At 65.7% G+C, this 17,486-nt stretch carries 18 protein-coding genes; 13 read left to right on the top strand and 5 right to left on the bottom strand.

Annotated elements, in window-relative coordinates:
- Nucleotides 1-37 precede the first annotated feature (37 nt).
- From ACPYN4_RS14885 to ACPYN4_RS14845, 9 genes are all read left to right on the top strand, one after another.
- Nucleotides 38-1,237, top strand: a complete 1,200-nt coding sequence (locus ACPYN4_RS14885; RefSeq protein ID WP_424446805.1) for an AI-2E family transporter — start codon at nucleotides 38-40, stop codon at nucleotides 1,235-1,237.
- Nucleotides 1,238-1,347: 110 nt separating this feature from the next.
- On the top strand, nucleotides 1,348-1,770 hold the full coding sequence (locus ACPYN4_RS14880; RefSeq protein WP_424446803.1) for a hypothetical protein: 423 nt from the start codon (nucleotides 1,348-1,350) through the stop codon (nucleotides 1,768-1,770).
- 104 nt (nucleotides 1,771-1,874) lie between these two features.
- The gene (locus ACPYN4_RS14875; RefSeq protein WP_424446802.1) at nucleotides 1,875-3,143 is read left to right on the top strand and encodes an IS256 family transposase; all 1,269 of its coding nucleotides are present in this window, start codon (nucleotides 1,875-1,877) and stop codon (nucleotides 3,141-3,143) included.
- A gap of 60 nt (nucleotides 3,144-3,203) precedes the next feature.
- The gene (locus ACPYN4_RS14870) at nucleotides 3,204-3,527 is read left to right on the top strand and encodes a helix-turn-helix transcriptional regulator (RefSeq protein WP_424446801.1); all 324 of its coding nucleotides are present in this window, start codon (nucleotides 3,204-3,206) and stop codon (nucleotides 3,525-3,527) included.
- A gap of 160 nt (nucleotides 3,528-3,687) precedes the next feature.
- Nucleotides 3,688-4,836, top strand: coding sequence for an HAD-IC family P-type ATPase (locus ACPYN4_RS14865; RefSeq protein ID WP_424446800.1), 1,149 nt, complete (start codon nucleotides 3,688-3,690; stop codon nucleotides 4,834-4,836).
- Nucleotides 4,820-5,551: an HAD-IC family P-type ATPase gene (locus ACPYN4_RS14860; RefSeq protein WP_424446799.1), complete on the top strand. Its 732-nt coding sequence runs from the start codon at nucleotides 4,820-4,822 to the stop codon at nucleotides 5,549-5,551. The genes ACPYN4_RS14865 and ACPYN4_RS14860 overlap by 17 nt, the downstream gene beginning before the upstream one ends.
- On the top strand, nucleotides 5,548-6,057 hold the full coding sequence (locus ACPYN4_RS14855) for a hypothetical protein (RefSeq protein WP_424446798.1): 510 nt from the start codon (nucleotides 5,548-5,550) through the stop codon (nucleotides 6,055-6,057). The genes ACPYN4_RS14860 and ACPYN4_RS14855 overlap by 4 nt, the downstream gene beginning before the upstream one ends.
- Before the next feature lie 57 nt (nucleotides 6,058-6,114).
- Nucleotides 6,115-6,528 (top strand): hypothetical protein, encoded by a 414-nt coding sequence (locus ACPYN4_RS14850; RefSeq protein WP_424446797.1) that lies wholly within the window; start codon nucleotides 6,115-6,117, stop codon nucleotides 6,526-6,528.
- 42 nt (nucleotides 6,529-6,570) lie between these two features.
- Nucleotides 6,571-7,077 (top strand): ClbS/DfsB family four-helix bundle protein, encoded by a 507-nt coding sequence (locus tag ACPYN4_RS14845; protein WP_424446796.1) that lies wholly within the window; start codon nucleotides 6,571-6,573, stop codon nucleotides 7,075-7,077.
- Between the two features lie 639 nt (nucleotides 7,078-7,716).
- On the opposite strand, the gene ACPYN4_RS14840 is transcribed toward ACPYN4_RS14845, so the two are convergent.
- The 5 genes from ACPYN4_RS14840 to ACPYN4_RS14820 all read right to left on the bottom strand — a co-directional run bounded on the left by ACPYN4_RS14840 (nucleotide 7,717) and on the right by ACPYN4_RS14820 (nucleotide 11,134).
- Entirely contained in the window at nucleotides 7,717-8,046 is a 330-nt protein-coding gene (locus ACPYN4_RS14840) for a PadR family transcriptional regulator (protein ID WP_424446795.1), read from the bottom strand.
- Nucleotides 8,046-8,570 (bottom strand): PadR family transcriptional regulator, encoded by a 525-nt coding sequence (locus ACPYN4_RS14835; protein WP_424446794.1) that lies wholly within the window; start codon nucleotides 8,568-8,570, stop codon nucleotides 8,046-8,048. Before ACPYN4_RS14835 ends, ACPYN4_RS14840 begins: the two co-directional genes overlap by 1 nt.
- 103 nt (nucleotides 8,571-8,673) lie before the next feature.
- Nucleotides 8,674-10,062: an MFS transporter gene (locus ACPYN4_RS14830; protein ID WP_424446793.1), complete on the bottom strand. Its 1,389-nt coding sequence runs from the start codon at nucleotides 10,060-10,062 to the stop codon at nucleotides 8,674-8,676.
- Entirely contained in the window at nucleotides 10,053-10,394 is a 342-nt protein-coding gene (locus tag ACPYN4_RS14825) for an MFS transporter (RefSeq protein WP_424446791.1), read from the bottom strand. The genes ACPYN4_RS14830 and ACPYN4_RS14825 overlap by 10 nt, the downstream gene beginning before the upstream one ends.
- A gap of 224 nt (nucleotides 10,395-10,618) precedes the next feature.
- Nucleotides 10,619-11,134: a GbsR/MarR family transcriptional regulator gene (locus ACPYN4_RS14820; RefSeq protein ID WP_424446790.1), complete on the bottom strand. Its 516-nt coding sequence runs from the start codon at nucleotides 11,132-11,134 to the stop codon at nucleotides 10,619-10,621.
- A gap of 299 nt (nucleotides 11,135-11,433) precedes the next feature.
- Between ACPYN4_RS14820 and ACPYN4_RS14815 the strand changes: the two genes are divergently transcribed.
- From ACPYN4_RS14815 to mobF, 4 genes are all read left to right on the top strand, one after another.
- Nucleotides 11,434-11,847 carry a BlaI/MecI/CopY family transcriptional regulator gene (locus ACPYN4_RS14815; RefSeq protein ID WP_424446789.1) on the top strand — a complete coding sequence of 138 codons (414 nt, stop codon included), beginning with the start codon at nucleotides 11,434-11,436 and terminating at the stop codon, nucleotides 11,845-11,847.
- A complete protein-coding gene (locus ACPYN4_RS14810) occupies nucleotides 11,840-12,703 on the top strand; it encodes a M56 family metallopeptidase (protein ID WP_424446788.1) in 864 nt (287 codons plus the stop codon). Before ACPYN4_RS14815 ends, ACPYN4_RS14810 begins: the two co-directional genes overlap by 8 nt.
- Nucleotides 12,704-12,779: 76 nt before the next feature.
- Complete coding sequence (locus ACPYN4_RS14805; RefSeq protein ID WP_424446787.1) at nucleotides 12,780-13,814, top strand: S41 family peptidase; 1,035 nt, start codon at nucleotides 12,780-12,782, stop codon at nucleotides 13,812-13,814.
- Between the two features lie 97 nt (nucleotides 13,815-13,911).
- Nucleotides 13,912-17,430, top strand: a complete 3,519-nt coding sequence (mobF, locus tag ACPYN4_RS14800) for a MobF family relaxase (protein WP_424446786.1) — start codon at nucleotides 13,912-13,914, stop codon at nucleotides 17,428-17,430.
- Nucleotides 17,431-17,486 lie beyond the last annotated feature (56 nt).

Genomic DNA, 17,486 nt, shown 5'->3' with positions numbered 1-17,486 from the left:
CGACAGTCCATCGTCGCGCATTTTATGAGGAGAACCCATGCCCATCCCTTCGCGTCAGTTGCTTCACCCGCGACGCAACCGTTCCGTGCACATGCGGACATCACGGACGCGTCCCTCGGAGCGGAGCGCGGTCCCTGCCGGTCTGCAGATCGCCGGGTCCTACGCGTGGCGGCTGCTCGCGATCGCCGCAGTGGCCGGGGTGCTGGTGTGGCTGGTGATCCAGTTCAAAATCCTCGTCGTGCCGCTCCTGGTCGCGATCCTCATCACCGCACTGGTCTGGCCGTTCTTTACCTGGCTCCAGAGGCGCGGGGTGCCCAAGTGGATCGCGATCGCGACCACCGTCCTCGGCACCCTCGCCGTGATCACCGCCCTGATCTGGCTGGTGTCCTGGCAGATCTCCGCCCAATGGAGCGACGTCACCACGAAAGCCAGTGAGACGGTTCAGGGGTTCCGCCAGTTCCTCATCGACGGCCCCCTGCACCTGAGTACCGCGCAGATCGACCAGCTCCTCGACGACGGCATTGCCCAGCTCCAAGAGCAAGCAGGTGCCCTCATCAACGGGGTCCTCGCATTCGGCAGCACTCTCGGCCATGTCGCCGCCGGCGCCCTGCTCGCCCTGTTCGCCCTCCTGTGCCTCCTCGCTGACGGCCCCCGCATCTGGTCGTGGACGACTCGTCTCTTCCCGCGCCGCGCCCGCCACGCGGTGGATCAGGCCGGGAGAAACGGATGGCAGACCCTCATCAACTACGCCAAGACACAGATCACCGTCGCGACCATCGACGCCGTCGGCATCGGCGCCGGAGCGTTCCTCCTCGGCGTCCCATTGGCGATCCCGATCGCCGTGACCGTGTTCCTCGGCTCGTTCGTGCCCGTCGTCGGCGCGATCGTCACCGGCGCCCTCGCCGTCCTCATCGCACTGCTCTACAACGGCCTCTGGGTGGCGGTAGCGATGCTCGCCGTGGTCCTCATCGTCCAACAGGTCGAAGGCCACGTACTCCAGCCCCTCATCATGGGAGCTGCCGTGAACGTGCACCCGCTCGCGGTGATCATGGCCGTCGCCGGAGGCTCCATGCTCGCAGGCATCCCCGGCGCCCTGTTCGCCGTACCGATCGTCGCGTTCATCAACGTCGCTGCCGTCACCATCGCCAGCGGCAGTTGGCGCACCGGCACCCCACCAGACAGCGACGCGCTCATCTGGTCCACGAGGCCCCTACCCGAAACACGGTCCGCCCGGTGACGCCGGAGCATGGTCTGTCCACGCTTCACCGGGTTTCACCGCGATCGCGTGCCGCGTACGCTCACACGGCCCGCTCGCGTCGACCCATCGGCCCGGTCGCCGGGTCATCTGTGAAGCTGCTCTACATCACAGATGGGAGCGCAAAGCTGATGCACCAAGAGGAGCATCTCATCCTCCCGCTCGGCTCGCTCGCGATCCTGCCCGCCAAGAAGTCATATGTGGCTGTTCCCGAACCACATATGGAAACGGTCGCGGTCCATCTCGACCTTGCCTACCTCACCGATCAGCTTCGCTGGCTTCCTCACACTGCACCATTTCTGGAACGCCTCATTACTGCTCAGCAAGCGGAGCTGTTCCCGATCCATCCGCGCAGACGTGCCGCGCTTCACCAGTACCTGCACGAGCTCGTGTACATCAATGACCGGCCTGAGGCGGAGCTGCGGTGGATGGCGTGTCTCGCCGCTGTCGTCTCGCTCCTGCAGCATGTCGACCCCACGGATGATGAGGATGGGCGATTTGGGTGCGTCTCGTAGCGTGGTGTCACTTCCCGCGCGGCTCTCGTCGTCGTCGTTGACGTCGAGGAGGGTCATCGTGGGAGACCTGTTGTTCCGCCAAGAACCACGAAAGTGACCCCACGATGACCCAGTATCAGTCTGCCTTGACGACCCTCATCGGCGAAGTCCTCGCCGATCCCGAGCTCGCGCACTCCGACGTGTTCCGACGAATGCTGCAAGCGGGGCTGCAGGATCTGATCGATGCGGAAGCGACGGTCAAGATCGGCGCCGCACCGCACGAGCGCACCCCGGAGCGGATCACCCGCCGCAACGGCAGCCGCCCGAAGACGCTCGCGACCCCCGCGGGCGAGGTCGACCTTCAGATCCCGAAGCTGCGCGAAGGCTCGTTCTTCCCGAGCCTGCTGCACCCGCGCCGCCGGGTCGACAAGGCGCTTTACGCGGTGATCTGCCAGGCATGGATCGACGGGGTGTCCACCCGCAAGGTCGACCAGCTGGTCCGCGCGTTGGGCAATGACACCGGCATCTCCCGGTCGACGGTCTCGCGGATCTGCTCCGAGATCGACGAGACCGTTCAGGAGTTCCTGCACCGCCGGATCGATCACACCTGGTTCCCGTACCTGTTCCTGGACGCCACCTACCTCGACGTCCGCCACCGCGGCCGCGTCGTCTCGCAAGCCCTCGTCGTCGCCACCGGTGTCAGCGGTGAGGGCCGGCGAGAGATCCTCGGGATGGCCCTCGGCGACGCGGAGACCACCGACTTCTGGACCGAGTTCCTCCGTGGGCTCCGGGACCGTGGGCTGAAGATCGCGACGGCCACCGACCCCCTCGGCGTCGCCCTGGTCACGTCCGATGCCCATGCCGGTCTGAAGGCTGCGGTCAAGGCGATCCTGCCCGGGAGCGGGTGGCAAAGATGTCGGGTTCATTTCGCCCGCAACATCACCCAGAAGCTCGGGTCAGCCCGCTCGAAGCCCGTCAACGCGCTGATCTCGACGATCTTCGCGCAGACGACCTCCGAAGCCGTGGTCGCCCAATACAAGGCCGTCACCGACAGCCTCCGCTCATCGTTCCCCGAGATCGCAACGATGCTCGAGGGCGCCGAAGCCGACCTCACCGGGTTCGCGCCGCTGCCCCGCGAGCACTGGCAGAAGGTCTGGTCCAACAACCCCATCGAACGCCTCAACCGGGAGATCAAACGCCGCGCCGACGTCGTCCAGATCTTCCCCGACCGCGACTCCGTGACTCGCCTGATCGGCGCCGTGCTGCAGGAGCAGCACGAGGAATGGGGCTACGGCGAACGCCGCTACTTCTCCGACACCTCCATGCGCAAACTCGTCCACACCCTCTCCGAAACCGCCGAACCGGCACGCCCCGAGCTACTCCTCACCGCATGAACCGAGTTACACCACGAGAAGGGACTTGACCGGCGATTTCGACCATGTCGCCAAGAGGTGATGGGCGCCATCCGTGCACTGGTATCCGCGCCTGAGCGTCGCTGGAGCGCGGAGCAGCTGGCAAGCGAGGTCTCGCTTTCCCCCTCACAACTGAGGCGCCTGTTCATCGAACACGCAGGCACCACCCCCTTCCGCTATCTGCGAGAGCTTCGCGCCCAACGGATGCTGGACCTTCTCGCAACGGGAAACTTCACTGTTGCTGAAGCCGCTCGAGAGGTGGGTTGGCGCGACGCCAGTCACGCGTCGCGAGCCTTTCGCTCCATCTACGGACACGCCCCGTCCACTCACCTTCTCAAGAGGGCCGATCGAGGACGAACAGAATGAAGTTCCCGACCTGTTTTGTCTCCAAGACAGCTCATTCCCGATTCGATCTTGCGGTGCTCCTGAGGGGCAACTATCGAGGTCAATGTGCGCCCACCAATGTCGGTGGAGACTGGAGGCACCAAGAGAAGCGGGCTTTGCGCCCGGACGCTGAGGAAACCCGATGAACTCTTACACACCCCTGACGCCTGCTGCGGTTGCTGAAAGAGTGGCGCGCGGTGAGACGAATGTCGTCGAGCATCGCACGAGTCGCACATTGGGGGAGATCGTTCGGGCGAATGTGTTCACCCGGATCAATCTGATCTATTCGATCTTGTTCCTGATGATCCTCGGCACGGGGTATCTCATCGATGGGGTGTTCGCGCTGCTGATCGTGGTGAACAGTGTCGTGGGGATGGTGCAGGAGATCCGCGCGAAACGCACCCTGGACCGCCTCGCCCTCTTGAACCGCGCGCCGGCCCAAGTGCTCCGGTCCGAGGGAGTGGTCGAGGTGGACGCCGAGGAGATCGTGCTCGATGACATCGTGCAGGTTGGTGCGGGGGATCAGATTCCCGTCGATGGTGAGATCGTCGAGACACTCGGGTTGGAGGTTGACGAGTCTTTGTTGACGGGGGAGTCCGAGCCGGTGGTCGGTGAGGTCGGGGCGCTGGTGATGTCGGGCAGTTTCGTTGCTGCCGGGTCGGCGAAGCTGCGCGCCACCGCCGTGGGCGAGCATGCCTACGCTAGCCGGCTTGCTCGTGAAGCGTCTTCGTTCCGCAAGCCCACATCCCAGTTGCGGCAGGGTATTGATCGTATCCTCGTGTACGTCACCTGGGCGCTCATCCCCGTCGGGATCCTCACGATCTTCAACCAGATCGTCGTCAACGACCAGTCCTGGCCGGACGCGATCCGCGGACTCGTCGCCGCACTGGTGCCCATGGTCCCCGAAGGGCTCGTCCTGATGACGAGCATCGCGATGGCCGTCGGGGTGATCCGGTTGGGGCGGCGTCAGTGCCTGGTGCAGGATCTTCCCGCGATCGAGCAGCTCGCTCGCGTCGATGTCGTCTGCACCGACAAGACCGGCACCTTGACCGAGGACGGCATGCGGGTGCGCGCCATCGACACCCCCGATGCGGACGCCGGGCTCGTGGCGAGGGTGCTGGCCACGTTCGGCGCTGCCGAAGGGAAGCCGAACGCGAGCATGACAGCGATCCTCGATGCCGTCGATGCGGACCCGATCGAGACGACCGCGAACGATCGCGTTCTCTTCCGCCCGCAAATGGGCGGCCGTCGACACCGCCCGCGACGGGACGTGGGTGCTCGGCGCACCTGACGTGCTGCTTACGGGCGGGCCGATGCGGCAGCGCAGCGACGACCTCGCAGCGACCGGAATCCGTGTCCTCGCACTGGCCCGAACCGGGACCGCGCTTCCCGCCGAGGGCCTGCCGGGGGATATGGAACCGGTCGCGCTGATCGAGCTCGATCAGCGGCTGCGTCCCGAGGCGCCCGGCGCGATCGCGTACTTCGCCGAACAGGACGTCGACCTGAAAGTGGTCTCCGGAGATAACCCTGCCGCTGTCGCTGCGATCGCCACCGGTGTCGGTATCCCGGGCGCTGACGACACCGTTGATGCCCGCACTCTCGACCCTGATACCCCGACCTTCAGCAGTGAGGTGCGTGAGCACACCACGTTCGGACGGGTGACCCCGACCCAGAAACGCGCGATCGTGCACTCCCTGCAGGCCGACGGGCGCACCGTGGCGATGACCGGAGACGGCGTCAACGACGTCCTCGCCCTCAAAGACGCCGACGTCGGCGTCGCCATGGGATCCGGCTCCCCAGCAGCCCGAGCGGTGGCCCGCATCGTCCTGCTCGACAACTCCTTCGCCACGCTCCCGCACGTGGTCGCCGAGGGGCGCCGCGTCATCGGCAACATCGAACGCGTCGCCACCCTGTTCCTCACCAAGACCCTCTACTCGATCCTCCTCGCCCTCGCTGTCGCGCTCACAACCGTGCCGTACCCGTTCCTCCCACGGCACGTGCGTTGATCTCCTGGTTCACCATCGGCATCCCCGCGTTCTTCCTCGCACTCGCACCCAACACCGCGCGCGCCGAGGACGGATTCGTCAAACGCGTGCTCGGGGCCGCTGTCCCCGGCGGCATCAGCGCCGCAGCCGCCGCCTACACCGCCTACCTCGTCGCCGGCAGCATCGTCGGCACCAGTGGGAAGGGGCACACTGCTGCGGCCAGTGCCGCGTTCCTCGCCCTCGTCATCGTCGCCTTCTCCGTGCTCCTCACCGTCGCCCGCCCCTACCAGCCGTGGAAACTCCTGCTCGTGGGAGCGATGATCGCGAGCATGCTTGCCGTCATCCTCACCCCCGCTGGCCGCGAGATCTTCGACGTCGATCTCACCGACTGGCGCATCGCCCTCATCGCCGTCGCCGCCGGCACAGCTGGCGTCGCGTTGCGCTACGCCCTCACACGGGCGCTGCAGCTGATCTACCGGGTATGGGCGAACCGCCGCTTCTGGCGCCGTCCCCTGCCGACCCGGTGACCGCGTCTCGAACCCCTGAACTCGAATTCCTGAAAACCCGAACGAAAGGACACATCCATGAACAAGCTCACCATCGGGGTAGGAGCACTCCTCGTCGCCGCAGGAGTCATCGCCTACGTCACGTCCGGGATGACGAGCTGGACAGCCCTCATCCCGTCCATCGTGGGAGCGTTGATCCTGGTCGCGGGTTTCATCGCGCTCAAACCACGAGCGCACCGGCACGCGATCCATGCCGCACTCGTCATCGCCCTGCTGGGGGCGGCCGGCTCCGTGATGAACGTGGTAAAGCTCGGCGACGTGTTCGCCGGCACCGCCGAGCGCCCGATGGCCGTGATCGTGAGCACCATCATGTTCATTGTGCTCCTGGTCTACATCGGCTTCGGAGTGCGATCCTTCATCGCCGCCCGCCGGTACCGTGCGCGGCAGGCCCGGGACGGCAGCTCAGGGCCAGATGATTCGTTGCCGGCCTGAATACTGGCATCAGTTCACGCCTTCGCTGAGGGGAATCTAGTCGTGGCCGTACCGCAATCCAAGGCCGAGTTGCTGCACGCGGTCGAAGACGGTTACCGCAAGCTCGTTCGAGATCTGGAACGAGTCCCGGAAGGCCGAGCGCGCGAGGAGTCCTTGGCAGGACACAAGGCCGACACGATGATGAGCCCGGCCGACCTAGTGGCCTATCTCATCGGCTGGAACGAACTGGTGCTGTCCTGGCATGAACAACGGGGCCGCGGCGAGGAGCCCGAGTTCCCGGCCCCGGGCTTCACCTGGAACCAGCTCGGCGATCTCGCCCAGCGGTTCTATCGCGACTACGCCTGCCTGTCATGGGCCGAGCTGCTCGAACGCTTCGCGCGAGCCAAATCCGGCATTATGGCGCTCATTGAGGAGCGCAGCGACGAGGAACTTTACGGAAGCCCGTGGTACGGCAAGTACACGGCGGGCAGGATGATCCAGTTCAACACCTCCTCGCCATACGCGAACGCCCGTCGTCGCCTCCGCACTTGGCCCCGCGAACAGGAATGAGGTAACAGCGGCAGGTGAGGTGAATCGACTGTCGTTTGGCGGTCCCCGGTATCGCGGCGCCACGGCCTGACCGTATCCATCAGAGTGGTCATCGTCGGAGAGAACAACGGTATCTGCCGAACTCGGTGGTGATCGGCGACGGCGATGCGGCCTCCGTATTGACGAGGTGCTACCTCGAAGCAGGAACCCCGCGGGGTCGCAGAAGTAGTTCGTTCTGATCTGCGGTTCTTATGATTCCAGATCTACCTGAGGTGGACTTGAAGGCGCTTTCTGGTCTCTCGACGGGCCAAGCAGAAGCCAATGCTGCAGTGCGTAAGGGGGAAACTCCTACCTGCACGTACCGATGACGGATCTTCTTGTTCCCCCCTATAGGAACTGCTCGTGCCGCGGTCCAGCAGTCGGTAGGTTGGTGGAGCAGGACAGCGCCGGGTCGAATCGGTCGCTCGCCGAACTCGCTGAACAAGACCGCAGTGCCGTCGCGCGCAACGATCAGCCGAACGCAGTCGTACGCGGAAGGGCCGCGAGGTCGGTGCAGCGTGCCGGTCCTTGCGATCAGCGGTTCGAATGCCCCGAGCGGGTCCGACCCGGCCGTCTTGCCGCGCGAGTCCGGGGACTCGGCAGCGAGGGGCCGGGGCGAGCTCATTCGCTTTCCTGGCGGAGATGTTCGAGCACGTCGGAGATGAGGGTCCACATCCGCCAGAACTCACGGAGATGTTCACGACCTTGCGCGGTCAGAGCGAACACCTTTCGCGGCGGACCCGTGATCGAGCTGTCGTGGGTGGCGCTCACAAGCCCTCTGCGTTCGGCACGGGCGAGCAGCGAATACACGGTGCTCTGCGCGAGTTCCGAGAATCCTTGCCGATGCAGCCGCGTGACGAGCTCGTATCCGTGGCAGGGCTGGGCCGCGAGGTTCTCGAGCACGGCGCCTTCGAGCATTCCTTTAAGGAGTTCGGTCCGCTGGGCGCCCATCATTGGCTGCTCTCGCCGCGGGGCGCACCCGGTGTGGCCGGAGCCGCCGTGAGGAGCGTGGTGATGACCCGCTCTGCCCTCGCCAGCTCACGGTTCATCTCCCGGGCCACTGAGCTTCGGAGCGTGCCTGCTTCTCGTGAGCGCTGGTCGAGCATGGCTTCAACGGCCTGAGTGAAACCGTGCAGAGCATCCCGCACGGTGCACGCCGACACGAGGTCCTCCTCGGTCTTGGTGCGGCGTTCCGCAGCTGGGGAGAGCCGCAATGCAGCGCGCCCGTGACTTGTGAGGGTGTAGACGATCTGCCGCCCGGATCGCGCTTTCTCGACGAGGCCCTCGCTGGCGAGCAGGCTGAGCCGTGGGTAGATGGCGCCAGGGCTGGGCCGGTAGCCGCCTCCGACTTGCTCACCGAGGTGGCGCATCAGGTCGTACCCGTGCTGTGGTTCCTGTTCGAGAGCCCGGAGCAGGAGCACGCGCAGCTCGCCATGTGCGAGTCGGCCCGACGACGGCCGGTTCTCTGGGGACATGCGATGCTCCTTCCTCTCCGGGCGGGCGCCCACGAATGAGCTGCCTGCCCGGAGTCTTCGGCCCTCCACGAGTGCGTCTTTCTCGCTGCCGCGCTCTGGCGGATCAGGCGCTCTCGGGGCCGCGTTTCGGTGAAGCCGGAGTGCCCCCGGTGACGTCCGCGGTCGGGGACGCAGGGCCGGAGCCGTCCAGCGGTTCGTGCGGGGATGTGTCGGCTGCGGCGGGCTCCGCGTTCCGGGGTGGGCGGTAGTTCACCAGCAGGGCGAGGAGCGCGCAGAGCACGGCGAGGCCTCCGGCGACGAGGAACACGGTGTGCAGCCCGCTGATGAAGACCGTATGCGCCGCCTCCGTGATCGAGGTCGCGGCCGGGGTCACTTGGTTTGCGGGCAGGGTCTCGCCGAGCGCGGATTCGAGGTGCTGCTGCGCGGCGGGACCGAACCCGGTGGAGACGTTCTGCGAGACGGTGTCGCTCTCGGCGATCTGCGCGACGGCGGGGTCCTCGGTCACGGCCCCGGGGAGCTGGGTGAGGAACTGTGCGCCGATGATGGTGGCGAGGATGCTGCCGAAAACGGCGATGCCCATCGTGGAACCGAGCTGCTGACCGGACTGCTGGATGCCCGAGGCGACGCCCGCCCGCTCCGGAGGTGTGGCGCCGAGGATGGCCTGGGTCGCGGCTGGGGTGATGAACCCGACGCCGATGCCGACGAGGACGAGCGCGGGCGCGACAGACCCTGCGGTGCTCGTGCCGCTGATGGTGGTGAGCAGGAACATCGCGGTCGCGAGCGCTGCCGATCCGATGAACAGCGTGACCCGGACGCCGAACTTGTCGCTGATCGCGCCGGCGGCCAGGGACGCGACCACGGAGGCGCCGGTCATGCAGAGGGTGATGAGTCCGGTCTGGGCGGCGTCGAGCTCGATGACGTTCTGAAGGAACAGTAGAAGGTAGAACGCGACGGCGTAGAACGCCGCCATCGCCGCGACCAGCAGGCCGACGCCGATGGAGAAGGTGCGGTTGCGGAAGAAGTCGAGCGGCACCATCGGGTGTTTGACGCGGCTCTCGATGACGAGGAACAGCACGATCAGCACGGCACCGGCGATCGTGGGGATGAGGGTCGGTGCGCTCCATCCGCTGGTCTGGACGCCCTGGATGCCCCAGATGATGCCGACGAGTCCGAGCGTAAAGGTGAGCGCGCCGGGGATGTCCCAGGGCGGGTTCGTGGTCTCGGTGGCGCGGGGGATTGTGAAGATGCCGATCAGGATGCTCGCGGCGGCGACGGGTACGTTGATGAAGAACACCCAGTGCCAGCTCGCGGCCTGCACGATGAGCCCGCCGACGAGGGGACCGCCGATGAGGGCGAGGGAGGAGACCATTCCGTAGATGCCGAACGCGACGCCGAGGCGGGCTTCGGGGAAAGTCTGGCGGATCACCGCGAGACCGGCGGGCACGAGCATGGCCGCGAACACGCCTTGCAGGACGCGGGCGATCACGAGCATGACGATGCTGAACGAGAGTCCGGCGATGACGAGGCGAGAGCGAATCCGGCGACGCCGATCAGAAGGGCCTTCTTCGCGCCGATGCGGTCGGCGATGGTGCCCAGCGGCACCATGAGTCCAGCCATGACGAGCAGGTAGGAGGTGTTGACCCAGGCGATGCCGTCCAAGCCTGCGTTGAAGTAGGAGGCGATGGACGCGTTCGCGACAGCCAGAACGGTGCCGTCGAGCTGGACGACCATCGTTCCCAAGGCGACGGCGATCAGGGTGAGCCAGGCGCTTCCTGGCACTTTCGGCGGCGCCGCTTGAGGCGCTTCGCTGGCGTTCGTGGACATGGGGTTCCTTTCATGGAGGGCGGAGAGCGCGGCGCGGATACGTGGTGCGCAGAAGTCGTTTTCGGGCGCTCGATCGCGACATGTGCGAGCGGCGAGCAGCGGGCGGGAGGAGGCATAGGGGTGCCGTCCGCAGGAGCCCAGGGGCCCGAGAGGGTATGCGCGACCTACCTGCGAGTTATCTGAGCTGCTCGCGGGTGCGCGGGTGTGTTTAGCGGGAGGTGTGTCTAGGCAGTGGTCGCCTCCGCATCTGCTCCGATCGTTCCGTTCTTGCGGAGCTGTTCGCGGTGGGTCTCCCACTCGGTGAAGACGGCGGGCAGGCGCTCGGCGAGGAAGTCGCCGAGCGCGGCCATCTCCTCCAGCACTGCTCGACGTTCGGGAAGCGCGGTCTCATCCAGGAGGGCCAGGCCCTCGCGGGCGAGGTCGGCCATCTGCGCATACACCCCGCCCTCGAAGTCGCGCTTCACGCTGAGCGCTCCGGGGGCGATGCTGACGTAGTCGGTGCGCTGCCCGGCCGCACGTCCGCGGATCAGGCTGCCGTGATCCTCCAGCAGCTTCACCGCTTGGGAGATCGCGCTCCGGCTGGCCAGCAGAGCCTCGCTGAGCTCGGTGATGCTTTGCTTTGGCGGATCGCACACCGCGAGGTAGCCGAGGAGTCGGCCCGCGACGGGCGGGAAGCTGTACTCGCGGGCGTAGAAGCGGCCCGCGTGATCGGCGAAGGTGAGCTCAGCATCGGTGGCCATGAACTCAACCTACACGAACATCTGAGATGACACAACTTTGTGTTATCTCAGATCGATGTGGCGAGGGGAGGTCTGGTCTGTGCCGCCGGGAGGCGCGCCGATGACCGGTCACTGTCGACGCCGCTGACGAGGTGCTACATAGAGGGGGGCACCCCGTGGGCCTGTGAAAGTAACTACGTCTCGATTGGCTTGTCTCTGCGGTTCTTGAGTCTATGTCAAACAGTGGTGTCAGCCTGTCTAACCGCCCTCGCGGACCAGTGCTCAGGGCCCTGACGGTCAGGCCTGCTACGCTGCGTAGCATGTCATTCTCGACCGACTCCTCGACGCTGGCCGAACGATACGGGCCGTTGGAGTTGCGGGTAATGGAGTGCGTGTGGCGGGAAGCGCCGACGGATGTCCGGGCCGTGCAGTCGGTGATCGCGCGTGAAGGCCATGACGCTGCGTACAACACGGTGAGGACTGTGATGGAGCGCCTGGCGCGTAAGGGTGAACTGGTACGGGAACGCGACGGTCGGCAGTTCGTCTACTCGCCGGTGCGGTCGCGAACTGAGACGCGGGAGCTTGTCGCTCGGGGCTTGGTCGATGATCTGCTCGACCGGCATGGTGATCTCGCCGTGTCGTTCTTCGTGGATCGCGCCCGGCAAGATCCGGCCACCTTGGAACGGCTGCGCGAGCTCGTCCGTGAGATGGAGACCGAGGGCGGCGATGACTGAACTGCTGCTCTACCCGCAGGTCGTGCTCCTGCTGGCGCCGGTTCTGCTGCGTGGCATCTGGGCTGCTGGTCGGGCAAGCCTCGACGCGATGGCTCCGAGGGACCGGGCGCGGGTGCTGTTCGTGCTGATCGTGCTGCCCGTGGCCGCGATCGGGGTACCGTACATTCCGGCACTGGCACCGCACCTGTCTCTGCCGTGGCGCGCCCCGATCGCGTGGGGCATTGCAAACTTCCCGGCCCCGACCGATTGGGTCGCGCACACGATCCTCACCATCATCGCCGCCATGCTCGTCGTCGTGCCTCCGGCGGCGCTCGCCCTGCTCCTCGCGCGCTCGGCTCGCACAGCGCACAACCTCTCCGCCCGGCTTGGCGGTGAGCCGCATCAGGCGGGCTTCATCCTCGTTCCCGGTCGCGCAGTCGCCTGCACGATCGGGCTGTGGCGTCCTCGTGTCTTCCTCTCTGCCGATATCTGGGCGAGCGGACACGGCACCACGATCCTGGCGCATGAGCAAGCGCACGCCCACGGTCGCCACAATCTCCTCCTGGTGATCGCCTGTGCGTCGCTGACGCTGTGGTGGTGGCTCCCCGGTACACGACGCCTACTCGCCGACTTTCGTCAGGCTCTCGAAGAATCCGCCGACGCATCTGCCGCCCGCAGACACGGGCGGACTCGAGTCGCACGGGCGATCCTCGATACCGCAACGACCGGCGCACCGATGCCGGCACTCGGGTTCGGCGGAGGGCAGACTCTCGAACGCCGCGTCCTCACCCTTTCTCGTGATGCCAGCGTCTCCCGCACCCGCGCAATGCTCATCGCGAGCACGATCATCGCCATCCTCTGGATCGTGCTCCTGTAACCCCCTGAGTGCCTGAATGCTCTCAAATCGAACCGCGACCATAACTGCTACACCATGTAGCAGTAAGGAGGAGATGATGACTCGATCCCCAACCCAGCAACACCCTCAGCAGCAGAAGCCCCGTAGACGCCGGGGCTGTCTGACCACGCTGGGCATCGGGGCGCTCGTCCTGGCAGTGCTCGTCGGTGCGGGCGGCTGGCTGGTGAACACCCACGGGCCTCGGTTCGGGGTCTATCTCTTCCCACCCGCACCCGAGCAGTACGCCGAAGTCGCCCTCGGTTTCATGGACGCCGGCGGCTCCGAGTGGGATGCGGCGCGCGCGGACGTCGAACGTTTGGCGGCGGATGCCACGAGCATCGAGGAACTCCATGAGCCGCTCGCGCAGGCCGCGAGGGTCGCCGGCGGGAAGCACTCGGTCTTCCTCACCCCCGACGAGGCGGAACAGACCGCCCAGACCGCCGAGGCGAACTTCACCACGCCGACGGTCACTACCGACTCTGGGATCACCACGGTCACGATCCCGCCGCTCGGCAGCGTCTCCACCGACCAGCAGACCGAATACGCCGATACCGCAGCACAGGGCATCGTCGACGCCGCACCGAATACCTGCGGCTGGATCGTCGATCTGCGAGGAAACACCGGAGGCGATATGTATCCAATGCTCTCCGGTGTCGCCCCGCTGCTCCCCAACGGGCCTGCCCTTTCATTCGTCACGAACGGCGGCCAGGAGACCGTCGTCACCGTTCAGGACGACGGCGCGGGACTTGATGGCGACACGACCGCCAGCATCCCCGTTACAGGCAAGGTCCGTGAGCAGCCGGTCGCAATCCTCCAAGACGGGCGCACCGGGTCGAGCGGAGAAGCGGTGCTCACCGCTTTCCGTGGACTCGACAACGTGCACTCGTTCGGAATGCCCAGCGCAGGATACACCTCCGCGAACGCGATCCACCAGCTCTACGACGGTGCTCAGCTCGTGCTCACCGGCAGCGTCTACGCAGACCGCGACGGCATCATCCTCGATGAGCAGCCCATCGAACCGTCATCAAGCGTCGACGCCGACCAGATCGAACGCGCCGCACAAGACTGGCTAACCCAGAACGGCTGTGAGTGAGAGGCATCGAGATAACCTGATGCGCTACTACTAACCGTCAAGAACCCCGCTCGCTCGGTGGCGACGGTCTTGGGTGTGTGGATCGCACCTGTGTTGTGTGACGGTGTCGATGCGTGTGCTCAGTGCGGGGGAGGGCTACCGGTATCTGCTGAAGAGCATCGCTGCCGGGGACACGGGTCGTGATCTCGCAACGTCACTGACCCGCTACTACACGGAGGCAGGAACACCTCCAGGGTTTTGGATCGGTTCCGGTCTCCCGGGTCTGGAAGATACCTCGCTGGCTGACGGAGAGCTCGTCACTGAGAGTCAACTCCGGCATTTGCTGGGCAGAGGAGAGCACCCCACCACGGGCGCGCAACTGGGGCGGGCGTATTTCGCGTTCAAGTCGTTGCGGGAGCGCGTGAACATCCGCACGGCTCGTCTCTCAGACGGGTTGAACGCCGAACAACGCGAGGCGGCGGTGGCGCGCATCGTGACGGAGGAGAAGACGCGTAAGCGTCCTCGAACAGTCGCCGGGTATGACTTCACGTTCTCTGCCCCGAAGTCGGTGTCGGTGCTGTGGGCGGTGGCGGATGGTGGAACACAGGCCTTGATAGCCCGGGCACACCACCAGGCAATCCGCGATGTGATCGAGTTGATCGAGCGTGACGTTGCTGCGACACGGGTCGGGACGAACGGTGTCGCGCAAATGGATGTGCGAGGAGTGATCGCGACCGCGTTTGATCACTTCGATTCCCGCGCCGGTGATCCGCAACTGCACTCGCACGTCGTGCTCGCCAACCGTGTCCAGGCAGCCGATGGGAAGTGGCGCACCCTCGACGGGCGCCCTTTGCATGCCGCGGTCGTGGCACTATCGGAACACTACAACGCGGTCCTCGCCGACCACCTCACCCGCGTCCTCGGTGTCGAATGGGAGGCCAGAGAACGTGGCCGTGATCGGAACCCGGCGTGGGAGATCAGTGGAGTCAATGATGGCCTGATTGATGAGTTTTCCTCCAGGGCTGCGGCGATCGAGAAGGAGAAAGAGCGCCTTATCGAGGAGTATGTGGCACGGCACGGCAAGCACCCGTCTGAGACGACGATCATCCGGCTTCGACAGCAGGCAACACTCGCCACGCGACCAGAGAAGCAGATGCGTTCCCTCGCTGACCTGACCGCTGAGTGGCGCGACCGTGCGAGCAGGGTTCTGGGGGAGGACTGCACGACCTGGGCGAGTATGCTCCTCGAATCCGGTGTACCCCATGGTGCGTTACGGGCCGACGACCTCCCCCTCGATCAGGTCGCGCAGATCGGTGACGTGGTCGTCGCGCAGGTGGGTGTGAAGCGGTCAACGTGGCGGCGCTGGAATCTGCATGCCGAGGCCACAAGGCAGACGATGGGCTTACGTTTCGCCTCTGTCACCGACCGGGAAGCCGTGATCGGGATGATCGTCGATGCGGCGGAAACCGCGTCGCTGCGGCTCACGCCGCCCGAGCTGGTGACACCGCCGGCACAGTTCACTCGCGATGACGGGTCGAGCATGTTTCGGCCCAAACACCACACCATCTACTCTTCGACCCGCATCCTCGACGCCGAAGACGCGCTCCTTGAACTCTCCCGAGCAACCACAGCTCCCGTCGTTCCGCTGCGCACCGTCGGCGCCGTCGTCGCACGTCCCGATGACCGCGGCATCACGTTGTCGGTGGAGCAGCAGACCGCAGTGGAGAAGATCGCCGTCTCCGCCCGCACCATCGACGTCCTCGTCGGCCCCGCCGGTACCGGCAAAACGACCACACTCGGCGCGCTCCGCCGAGCGTGGGAGAAAGAACACGGCCCACGATCGGTGATCGGACTGGCCCCCTCAGCGGCAGCAGCCGAGGTCCTCGCAGATGACCTCGGGATCGAGACCGACAACACCGCGAAATGGCTCCACGAACACGATCACGGCAGATGGAACCTGCGCGCAGGGCAGCTCGCCATCATCGATGAATCATCACTCGCGGGAACACTCACGTTGGAACGCATCGCCACCCACGCTGCCGACGTCGGCGCCAAAGTTCTGCTGGTCGGGGACTGGGCACAGCTCACGGCTGTCGATGCAGGCGGAGCGTTCGGCCTCCTTGTCCGAGACCGTGGTGACGCCCCTGAACTCGCGGACGTGCGACGCTTTCACGCGGACTGGGAGAAAAACGCCTCCCTGCAACTCCGGCTCGGCAAGCCCGACGTCATCAACACCTACGACGACCAAGGCCGCATCGTCAGCGGTGACCACGACGACATCCTGGAGGCCGCCTACCGCGCCTGGTACGCCGACATCGCAGACGGAAAGACCAGCCTGCTGATCGCGGAAACCAACGAAACCGTCACCGAACTCAACACCCGCGCCCGCGACGACCGCATCCTCGACGGACACGTCACTCCAGACGGCAACCGCCTCCACGACGGAACCCACGCCGGAACCGGGGACATCATCATCACCCGGAAGAACGATCGCCGGCTCCTCGTCGGCGGCGCCTCATGGGTAAAGAACGGAGACCGCTGGCGCGTCACCGCCCACCACGACGACGGGTCGCTCACTGTCGCCCGCGCCGACGCCCGCCACGCCACGAAAGTGATCCTCCCCGCAGCGTACGTCGCAGAGCATGTCGACCTCGGCTACGCCGTCACCGCCCACCGTGCACAAGGCTCGACCGTCGACACGGCGCACGCGATCGTGCACTCGTCTTCTATGACGCGGGAGAACTTCTACGTCGCCATGACCCGCGGGCGTGCCGCCAACATCGCCTACGTTGCCACCGACCAAGCACACCTCGAAGAACACCAACTCACCGACACCGAGCCCACCGCCCGCGCCATCCTCTATGGAGTGCTTAAACATGAGGGAGCGGAGAAGTCCGCCCACGAGACCATCGAAGCCGAACAGCACGCATGGACCTCGATCGCGCACCTAGCCGACCAATACGAGACCATTGCCCAAGCCGCGCACACGGAGCGCATTGTCACACTCCTCGAAAACGCGCCTCTAGACGCCGAGACACGACAGGCCATCGCGTACTCTGAGTCCTTCGGGTCGATCGTGACCGTGCTGCGTCGTGCCGAAGGTGCCGGACACCAGTCTGAACGGCTCATTACCAGAGCGCTACAGGCCGGCCCGATCGACACTGCGGAGGATCCGGCGAGCCTGCTTCGCCACCGTGTCCAACGACTCGCAGCCCGAACCAGCCCAGGCCGAGGCACATCAGCACGACGCAGGTATATCGCCGGGTTCATCCCCGAAGCCACCGGGCAGATACCGCCGGACATGGCTCAAGCCTTGGCCGAACTCAAAGAGCTGATCCAAGAGCGTGGGACCGCACTCATGGAGAAGGCCATCGCAGAACAGCAGCCCTGGATACGTCACCTCGGCCCCATGCCATCATCTTCCGCAGAACGTCGGGAACAGTGGACAGCAACCGCCCGCGCCGTGGCCGCATACCGTGACCGTTATGGCGTCAGCGACACCAGCCTGCTCGGGCCCACTTCCGACCTCACCCAGCAACGTCTCGACCGTGAACGCATCGAATCCCTCCTCGTCACCACACATGACCCCGCAGCAACCACAACGACTGAGACGGTATGGACTGACCCCGTTTTGTAGGTCCAGTCGTTGTGTGAGTCGTCCTGTCGCCCGAGGGTTCGGGCAGGGAGACTGGT

The sequence above is a fragment of the Microbacterium sp. CH-015 genome (assembly GCF_049707015.1).
Classification (GTDB): domain Bacteria; phylum Actinomycetota; class Actinomycetes; order Actinomycetales; family Microbacteriaceae; genus Microbacterium; species Microbacterium aurum.
Note: the sequence above shows the minus strand (reverse complement) of the source record. Positions and strands in the feature narration are given on the sequence as shown.

Coding starts and splice junctions, on each gene's coding strand:
- ACPYN4_RS14820 (WP_424446790.1), bottom strand. CDS start 11,134: ATGGCCACCGATGCTGAGCTCACCTTCGCCGATCACGCGGGCCGCTTC.
- ACPYN4_RS14835 (WP_424446794.1), bottom strand. CDS start 8,570: ATGTCCCCAGAGAACCGGCCGTCGTCGGGCCGACTCGCACATGGCGAG.
- ACPYN4_RS14840 (WP_424446795.1), bottom strand. CDS start 8,046: ATGGGCGCCCAGCGGACCGAACTCCTTAAAGGAATGCTCGAAGGCGCC.
- ACPYN4_RS14870 (WP_424446801.1), top strand. CDS start 3,204: ATGGGCGCCATCCGTGCACTGGTATCCGCGCCTGAGCGTCGCTGGAGC.
- ACPYN4_RS14865 (WP_424446800.1), top strand. CDS start 3,688: ATGAACTCTTACACACCCCTGACGCCTGCTGCGGTTGCTGAAAGAGTG.
- ACPYN4_RS14815 (WP_424446789.1), top strand. CDS start 11,434: ATGTCATTCTCGACCGACTCCTCGACGCTGGCCGAACGATACGGGCCG.
- ACPYN4_RS14850 (WP_424446797.1), top strand. CDS start 6,115: ATGAACAAGCTCACCATCGGGGTAGGAGCACTCCTCGTCGCCGCAGGA.
- ACPYN4_RS14875 (WP_424446802.1), top strand. CDS start 1,875: ATGACCCAGTATCAGTCTGCCTTGACGACCCTCATCGGCGAAGTCCTC.
- ACPYN4_RS14885 (WP_424446805.1), top strand. CDS start 38: ATGCCCATCCCTTCGCGTCAGTTGCTTCACCCGCGACGCAACCGTTCC.
- ACPYN4_RS14830 (WP_424446793.1), bottom strand. CDS start 10,062: ATGCTCGTGATCGCCCGCGTCCTGCAAGGCGTGTTCGCGGCCATGCTC.
- ACPYN4_RS14805 (WP_424446787.1), top strand. CDS start 12,780: ATGACTCGATCCCCAACCCAGCAACACCCTCAGCAGCAGAAGCCCCGT.
- ACPYN4_RS14810 (WP_424446788.1), top strand. CDS start 11,840: ATGACTGAACTGCTGCTCTACCCGCAGGTCGTGCTCCTGCTGGCGCCG.
- ACPYN4_RS14825 (WP_424446791.1), bottom strand. CDS start 10,394: ATGTCCACGAACGCCAGCGAAGCGCCTCAAGCGGCGCCGCCGAAAGTG.